The organism is Pseudomonas sp. W2-17, from assembly GCF_041060445.1.
In the GTDB taxonomy this organism is placed as follows: Bacteria; Pseudomonadota; Gammaproteobacteria; order Pseudomonadales; family Pseudomonadaceae; genus Aquipseudomonas.
The window spans coordinates 93,881-100,916 of record NZ_JAUFNS010000020.1; the positions used below are offsets into that span (position 1 = coordinate 93,881).

At 61.0% G+C, this 7,036-nt stretch carries 6 protein-coding genes; all 6 read left to right on the forward strand.

Going from position 1 to position 7,036, the window contains the following annotated elements; genetic code table 11:
* Nucleotides 1-188 precede the first annotated feature (188 nt).
* Nucleotides 189-1,103 (forward strand): glutamate/aspartate ABC transporter substrate-binding protein, encoded by a 915-nt coding sequence (locus QWI20_RS21950; RefSeq protein ID WP_369307203.1) that lies wholly within the window; start codon nt 189-191, stop codon nt 1,101-1,103.
* 117 nt (nt 1,104-1,220) lie between these two features.
* On the forward strand, nt 1,221-1,967 hold the full coding sequence (locus QWI20_RS21955; protein WP_065992535.1) for an amino acid ABC transporter permease: 747 nt from the start codon (nt 1,221-1,223) through the stop codon (nt 1,965-1,967).
* Nucleotides 1,964-2,632 carry an ABC transporter permease subunit gene (locus QWI20_RS21960; RefSeq protein WP_237250559.1) on the forward strand — a complete coding sequence of 223 codons (669 nt, stop codon included), beginning with the start codon at nt 1,964-1,966 and terminating at the stop codon, nt 2,630-2,632. The genes QWI20_RS21955 and QWI20_RS21960 overlap by 4 nt, the downstream gene beginning before the upstream one ends.
* Nucleotides 2,629-3,363 (forward strand): amino acid ABC transporter ATP-binding protein, encoded by a 735-nt coding sequence (locus QWI20_RS21965; protein WP_037012313.1) that lies wholly within the window; start codon nt 2,629-2,631, stop codon nt 3,361-3,363. The genes QWI20_RS21960 and QWI20_RS21965 overlap by 4 nt, the downstream gene beginning before the upstream one ends.
* An 88-nt stretch (nt 3,364-3,451) precedes the next feature.
* The gene (locus tag QWI20_RS21970; RefSeq protein ID WP_369307204.1) at nt 3,452-5,350 is read left to right on the forward strand and encodes an ATP-binding protein; all 1,899 of its coding nucleotides are present in this window, start codon (nt 3,452-3,454) and stop codon (nt 5,348-5,350) included.
* A 115-nt stretch (nt 5,351-5,465) separates the two neighbouring features.
* On the forward strand, nt 5,466-6,791 hold the full coding sequence (locus QWI20_RS21975) for a sigma-54-dependent transcriptional regulator (RefSeq protein ID WP_369307205.1): 1,326 nt from the start codon (nt 5,466-5,468) through the stop codon (nt 6,789-6,791).
* Nucleotides 6,792-7,036 lie beyond the last annotated feature (245 nt).

The window sequence follows — 7,036 nt, forward strand, 5'->3', positions numbered from 1 at the left end:
CGCCAAAAATAATCAGCAAATCCATACGCTTAGCTTCGGTCACATCTCTGGCATGACTCATGCTCTACACTCTTGCACGATTGCTTCGATGTAGCGTGTCGCCTGACTGGGCCGCCGTTGAAGCGCTCTGAAACGATAGGGCCGTCCAACACCGGCCCAATAAAAAAAACAATGTCGAGGTAAACCCGATGCGCATCGTTCCCCACATCCTGGGCGCAGCCATTGCTGCCGCTTTGATCACCACCCCTGTTTTCGCCGCCGAACTGACGGGCACTCTGAAGAAAATCAAAGAGTCCGGCACCATCACCCTCGGTCACCGCGACTCCTCCATTCCTTTTTCCTACATCGCTGACGCTTCCGGCGTGCCCGTGGGCTACTCCGCTGACATCCAGCTGAAGATCGTCGAAGCGATCAAGAAAGACCTGGACATGCCTGATCTGAAGGTCAAGTACAACCTGGTCACTTCCCAGACCCGTATCCCGTTGGTGCAGAACGGCACCGTCGACGTTGAATGCGGTTCGACCACCAACAACGCCGAGCGCGCCCAGCAAGTCGACTTCTCCGTCGGCATCTTCGAAATCGGCACCCGTCTGCTGAGCAAGGCTGACTCGTCCTACAAAGACTTCGACGACCTCAAAGGCAAGAACGTCGTGACCACGGCGGGCACCACGTCCGAGCGCATCCTCAAGGCGATGAACGCCGACAAGCAGATGGGCATGAATGTCATCTCTGCCAAAGACCACGGCGAGTCGTTCCAGATGCTGGAATCGGGCCGCGCCGTTGCTTTCATGATGGATGACGCCCTGCTCGCCGGCGAAATGGCCAAGGCCAAGAAGCCGACCGACTGGGCCGTTACCGGCACTCCTCAGTCCTACGAAATCTACGGCTGCATGGTTCGCAAGGAAGACCCTGCGTTCAAGAAAGCCGTCGACGACGCCATCGTTGCGACCTACAAATCGGACGAGATCAACAAGATCTACGACAAGTGGTTCACTCAGCCGATTCCGCCAAAAGGCCTGAACCTGATGTTCCCGATGAGCGAACAGCTCAAAGCGCTGATCGCCAACCCGAACGACAAGCCGGCGCCGGACAAGAAGGCCTGAGTCCTTCGCTCCGCCATTCTGAAAACGTGAAAAGCCTGACTTCCGGAGACGCCCTGCGTCTTCGGAAGCCGCGACCTGGCGTGTGCGTGCATAACGATCAATAAGGGGGAGACCCTGATGAATTACAACTGGGACTGGGGCGTGTTCTTCAAGTCCACGGGCGTCGGCAGCGAGACCTATCTGGACTGGTACATCACCGGGCTGGGCTGGACCATCGCCATTGCCGTCGCTGCCTGGATCATTGCGTTGCTGCTGGGCTCGGTGCTCGGGGTCATGCGCACGGTGCCAAACCGCATCGTTTCTTCAATCGCCGCGATTTACGTGGAAATTTTCCGTAACGTGCCACTGCTGGTGCAGCTGTTCATCTGGTACTTTCTGGTGCCGGATCTGCTGCCTGAGAATTTGCAGGAGTGGTACAAGCAGGACCTTAACCCGACCACCTCGGCGTTCCTGAGTGTTGTCGTGTGCCTGGGCCTGTTCACCGCCGCACGTGTCTGCGAACAGGTGCGCACCGGTATTCAGGCGTTGCCGGTGGGGCAGGAATCCGCCGCCCGCGCCATGGGTTTCAAGCTGCCGCAGATCTACTGGAACGTGCTGCTGCCCCAGGCGTACCGGATCATCATTCCGCCGCTTACCTCCGAATTCCTCAACGTGTTCAAGAACTCGTCCGTGGCGTCGCTGATCGGCCTGATGGAATTGCTCGCGCAGACCAAACAGACCGCCGAGTTTTCCGCGAACCTGTTTGAAGCCTTCACCCTGGCCACGCTGATCTACTTCACCCTGAACATGAGCCTGATGCTGCTCATGCGTCTGGTCGAGAAGAAAGTCGCGGTGCCGGGCCTGATCTCCGTGGGAGGTAAATAATGGACTTCTCTGGAGTGATCCCCGCCATCCCGGGCATGTGGAACGGCATGCTCATGACCCTGCAGTTGATGGTCATGGGCATCGTGGGCGGCATCATCATCGGCACGATTCTCGCGCTGATGCGGTTGTCGTCGAACAAGCTGGCGTCACGTATTGCCGGCGCCTACGTCAACTACTTCCGGTCTATCCCACTGCTGCTGGTCATCACCTGGTTCTACCTGGCGGTGCCGTTCGTGCTGCGCTGGATCACCGGCGAAGACACGCCGATCGGCGCGTTCACCTCCTGCGTCGTGGCGTTCATGATGTTCGAGGCGGCCTACTTCTGTGAAATCGTGCGGGCCGGCGTGCAGTCGATTTCCCGTGGCCAGATGGGCGCAGCTCAAGCATTGGGCATGACCTACGGCCAGATGATGCGCCTGATCATCCTGCCCCAGGCGTTCCGCAAGATGACCCCGCTGCTGTTGCAGCAGAGCATCATCCTGTTTCAGGACACCTCGCTGGTCTACACGGTCGGTCTGGTCGACTTCCTCAACTCGGCACGCTCCAGCGGCGACATCATCGGGCGCTCCAACGAGTTCCTGATTGTCGCCGGTCTGGTGTACTTCACGATCAGCTTCGCCGCGTCGCGCCTGGTCAAGTTCATGCAAAAAAGGTTAGCCGTATGATTTCCATCAAAAATATCAACAAGTGGTATGGGGACTTCCAGGTGCTGACCGATTGCAGCACTGAGGTCAAAAAAGGCGAAGTGATCGTCGTCTGCGGCCCGTCGGGCTCGGGCAAGTCCACGCTGATCAAGTGCGTCAACGCGCTGGAGCCGTTTCAGAAAGGCGACATCGTGGTCGATGGCACCTCGATCGCTGACCCGAAAACCAATCTGCCGAAACTGCGTTCGCGCGTCGGCATGGTGTTCCAGCATTTCGAGCTGTTTCCGCACCTGACCATCACCGAAAACCTGACCATCGCGCAGATCAAGGTGCTGGGCCGCAGCAAGGAAGAAGCCACGAAAAAAGGCCTGCAACTGCTCGAACGTGTCGGCCTGTCGGCCCACGCCCACAAGCATCCGGGGCAACTGTCGGGCGGCCAGCAACAGCGTGTGGCGATTGCCCGCGCGCTGGCGATGGACCCGGTGGTGATGCTGTTCGACGAACCGACCTCCGCGCTCGACCCGGAAATGGTCAACGAAGTGCTCGACGTGATGGTGCAACTGGCCCACGAAGGCATGACCATGATGTGCGTGACCCACGAAATGGGCTTCGCCCGCAAAGTGGCGGATCGGGTGATCTTCATGGACAAGGGTCAGATCGTCGAAGACTGCGAGAAGGAAGAGTTCTTCGGCGACGTCAACGCGCGTTCCGAGCGGGCTCAGCAGTTCCTCAACAAAATCCTGCAGCACTAAAAGCATTAGCCCTTCGAGGGCGTAAAAACCACCGACCGCTCGTTCATCCAGGATGGAACGAGCGGCTGGTGGGTCCAGGACGACTGTGATGAAATGCGACCCCCCTCTCTACCGCGCCGCGCCGCCATCACTCGCCGTGAAACCCCGACTGATCCGCCATCTGTTCGTGCCGCCGCTGATCATCCTGCTGATGATTGCGCTGGGTTACGTCACGTATCTGTACAGCGAGAAGAACGCCATCAAGGCGCTGGGTGAAAACGGTCAGCGTCAGCTGGAGCTGCACGCGCGCACCGTCGAGAGCGAGATCAACAAGTACAACTACCTGCCCAGCGTGCTGGAGCTGGAATCCAATGTTTCCGACCTGCTCAACAATCCGTCTGCGGAGTTGCGCGCCAAGGTCAACGATTACCTCGAAGGTCTGAACCGGCGCAGCCGCAGTCGGGCCATCTATGTGCTGGACACCACCGGCCGGGTGCTGGCGACCAGCAACTGGCGCGACGCCGACAGTTACCTCGGTGAAGACCTGTCCTTCCGCGCCTATTATCAGGACGCGATTCGCGGTCTGCCGGGCCGCTTCTACGGCATCGGCAGCACCACCGGCGAACCGGGTTACTACCTGGCCCACGGGCTGGAAGAGAAAGGCAAGATCATCGGCGTCGCAGTGATCAAGGTCCGGCTCGAAGCGCTGGAAGAACGCTGGCAACGCGCGCGCCTGGAGGCGTTTGTCAGCGACGAGAACGGCATCATCATTCTCTCCAGTGACCCGGCGCGACGCCTCAAATCAGTCCGCCCGCTGACCGCCGAGATCAAGGAGCGGCTGGCGCGCAGCCTGCAATATTACTGGTGGCCGCTCAACGAGCTGGTGCCGCTGGAACGTGAATCGATTGCCGACGGGGTCGAGAAGCTGACCTTTCCTGCGAACACCAGCGTCGACCATGAGCACACGGTGGTGAGTTATTTGGCGCAGACCCGCGAACTGGCTGACACGCCCTGGCACCTGACCCTGCTGACGCCGCTGGAAGACTTGCGCCGGGAAGCCGCCAATCAGGGCATGCTGGTCGCCGTCGCCTGCGCGCTGGTGGCGTTTCTGCTGATTGCCTGGAACGAGCGGCGCAAGGTGATTTCCACCCGCCTCGCCGCCCGTGAAGCGCTGGAGCAGGCGAACAACGAGCTGGAACGGCGCATCACCGACCGCACCGCCGACCTGCGCGCCAGCAACGAACGCCTGAAGGGCCAGATTCGTGAACGCCGCCAGGCCGAGGAAACCCTGCGCCAGGCCCAGGACGAATTGATCCAGGCCGGCAAACTCGCGGCCATCGGCCAGATGTCCACCAGCATCGCCCATGAACTGAATCAGCCACTGGCCGCGCTGCGCACCTTGTCGGGCAACACCGTTCGGTTTCTCGAACGGGGCGCGCTGGACACCGCGAGTGCGAACCTGCGCACCATCAACGATCTGGTGGATCGCATGGGCCGCATCACGGCCAGCCTGCGTGCCTTCGCCCGGCGCGGAGAAGACAAGGGCCAGGCGTCGCTGAGCAAGGCAGTCGAGGCCGCACTGCAGTTACTCGCGGCCCGTCTGGACAATGCGTCGCTGGAGTTGCATCAGCAGATCGACGACGTGGAGTTGGCGATCGACCAGACCCGCCTTGAGCAGATCCTGGTCAACCTGATCGGCAACGCGCTGGACGCCATGCAGGCGCAGCCGCTGCCGACTCTGTGGCTGGACGGTGAGGTGTTCGAGGGACGCTATCGGTTGCGCGTGCGGGACAACGGTCACGGCATCGACGCCGAAGCGCGCAAGCATTTGTTCGAACCCTTCTTTACCACCAAGCCGGGTGAACAGGGCCTGGGGTTGGGCCTGACGCTGTCCGCCAGCCTCGCCGCTGCGGCAGGCGGCACGCTCAACGCTGAAGACCCGGCCGAGGGCGGCACGATGTTCGTGCTGGTCTTGCCTCTGGTTGATTCCCGGGCGGCGGATGTATGAGAGATCAACGCATTGCCGGACATTTTCGGAGCCTGTTTGCTCGCGAAAGCTTTGGGGCAGTCACCCTGTCCAAAAACCTGACACACCGCTTCGCGGGCACGCACTGGAATACACCATGAACACTGATCTGACGGTCCTCATCGTCGAAGACGATCCGCATGTCCTGCTCGGCTGCCAACAGGCGCTGGCGTTGGAAGACATTCACAGCCAGGGCGTGGGCAGCGCGGAAGAAGCGCTGGCGTTGGTCAGTGAGAACTTCGCCGGCATCGTCATCAGTGACATTCGCCTGCCGGGCATGGACGGGCTTGAGCTGCTCAAGCGCCTGAAAGAACGCGACCGGACCCTGCCCGTGGTGCTGATCACCGGTCACGGCGACGTCTCGATGGCGGTCGGTGCGATGCGCGATGGCGCGTACGATTTCATGGAAAAGCCCTTCTCTCCCGAGCGCCTGGTCGACGCCGCCCGCCGCGCCCTGGAGCAGCGCGGGCTGGCTCGGGAAGTCTGGTCGCTGCGCCGGCAACTGGCCGAACGTAACTCCCTGGAAGGCAAGATCATTGGCCGCTCCCAGGCGATGCAGACCCTGCGCGCGCTGATCGCCAACGTCGCGGACACCTCGGCCAATGTGCTGATCGAAGGCGAAACCGGCACCGGGAAAGAACTCGTCGCTCGCTGCCTGCATGACTTCAGCCGCCGCCATGACCATCAGTTCGTAGCACTGAACTGCGGCGGCCTGCCGGAAAGCCTGTTCGAGAGCGAGATATTCGGTCATGAGGCTAACGCGTTCACCGGCGCCGGCAAACGCCGCATCGGCAAGATCGAACACGCGCACAACGGCACGCTGTTTCTCGACGAAGTGGAAAGCATGCCGATCAACCTGCAGATCAAGCTGCTGCGGGTGTTGCAGGAGCGCACGCTGGAGCGACTGGGTTCGAACCAGAGCGTGGCGGTGGATTGCCGGGTGATCGCAGCGACAAAGTCTGAGCTGAATGCGCTGAGCAAAGCGGGCCAGTTTCGCAGCGACCTGTATTACCGGCTCAACGTGGTGACCCTCGAACTGCCGCCCTTGCGCGAGCGGCGCGAAGACATCCTGCAATTGTTCGAACATTTTCTGCAGCAGTCGTCGCTGCGTTTCGACCGTGAAGCGCCACAGCTGGATGCACAGACCCGCTCGGCGCTGCTGGCTCACGACTGGCCGGGCAACGTGCGCGAGCTGCGCAACGTCGCCGAGCGCTACGCATTGGGCCTGCCGGCGTTCAAGACGGCCGGCACGGAAGTCGCCACCCAGAGCCTTGATTTCGCCGAAGCGGTGGAAGCGTTTGAGAAGAACCTGCTGGGCGAGGCGTTGCAGCGCAGCGGCGGGAATCTCAGTCAGGCCAGCCAGGAGCTGGGCATGGCCAAGACCACGTTGTTCGACAAGGTGAAGAAATACGGGTTGGGGTGAATGCGTGGGCTTGCCAGTCTCTCCATCAAACTGGACGACGTCTCAAGCCGAATCACCATCCCGTGGGAGCGAGCTTGCTCGCGAAGGGGCCGGTACATCCACTCCATATGCAGCGGTTGAAATGGCCTCTTCGTGAGCAAGCTCACTCCCACAGGTCCGCGTACACTCACCGATTCTTCAGCGGCTGGAATACCGCCTTCTTGAGCAAGGTGGAGGGCCACCCCGCTTACTCCAACAGGTCCAGC

Excerpts from the sequence above, each read along its gene's own strand:
- QWI20_RS21950 (WP_369307203.1), top strand. The coding sequence starts at position 189 with ATGCGCATCGTTCCCCACATCCTGGGCGCAGCCATTGCTGCCGCTTTG.
- QWI20_RS21955 (WP_065992535.1), top strand. The coding sequence starts at position 1,221 with ATGAATTACAACTGGGACTGGGGCGTGTTCTTCAAGTCCACGGGCGTC.
- QWI20_RS21975 (WP_369307205.1), top strand. The coding sequence starts at position 5,466 with ATGAACACTGATCTGACGGTCCTCATCGTCGAAGACGATCCGCATGTC.
- QWI20_RS21965 (WP_037012313.1), top strand. The coding sequence starts at position 2,629 with ATGATTTCCATCAAAAATATCAACAAGTGGTATGGGGACTTCCAGGTG.
- QWI20_RS21970 (WP_369307204.1), top strand. The coding sequence starts at position 3,452 with ATGAAATGCGACCCCCCTCTCTACCGCGCCGCGCCGCCATCACTCGCC.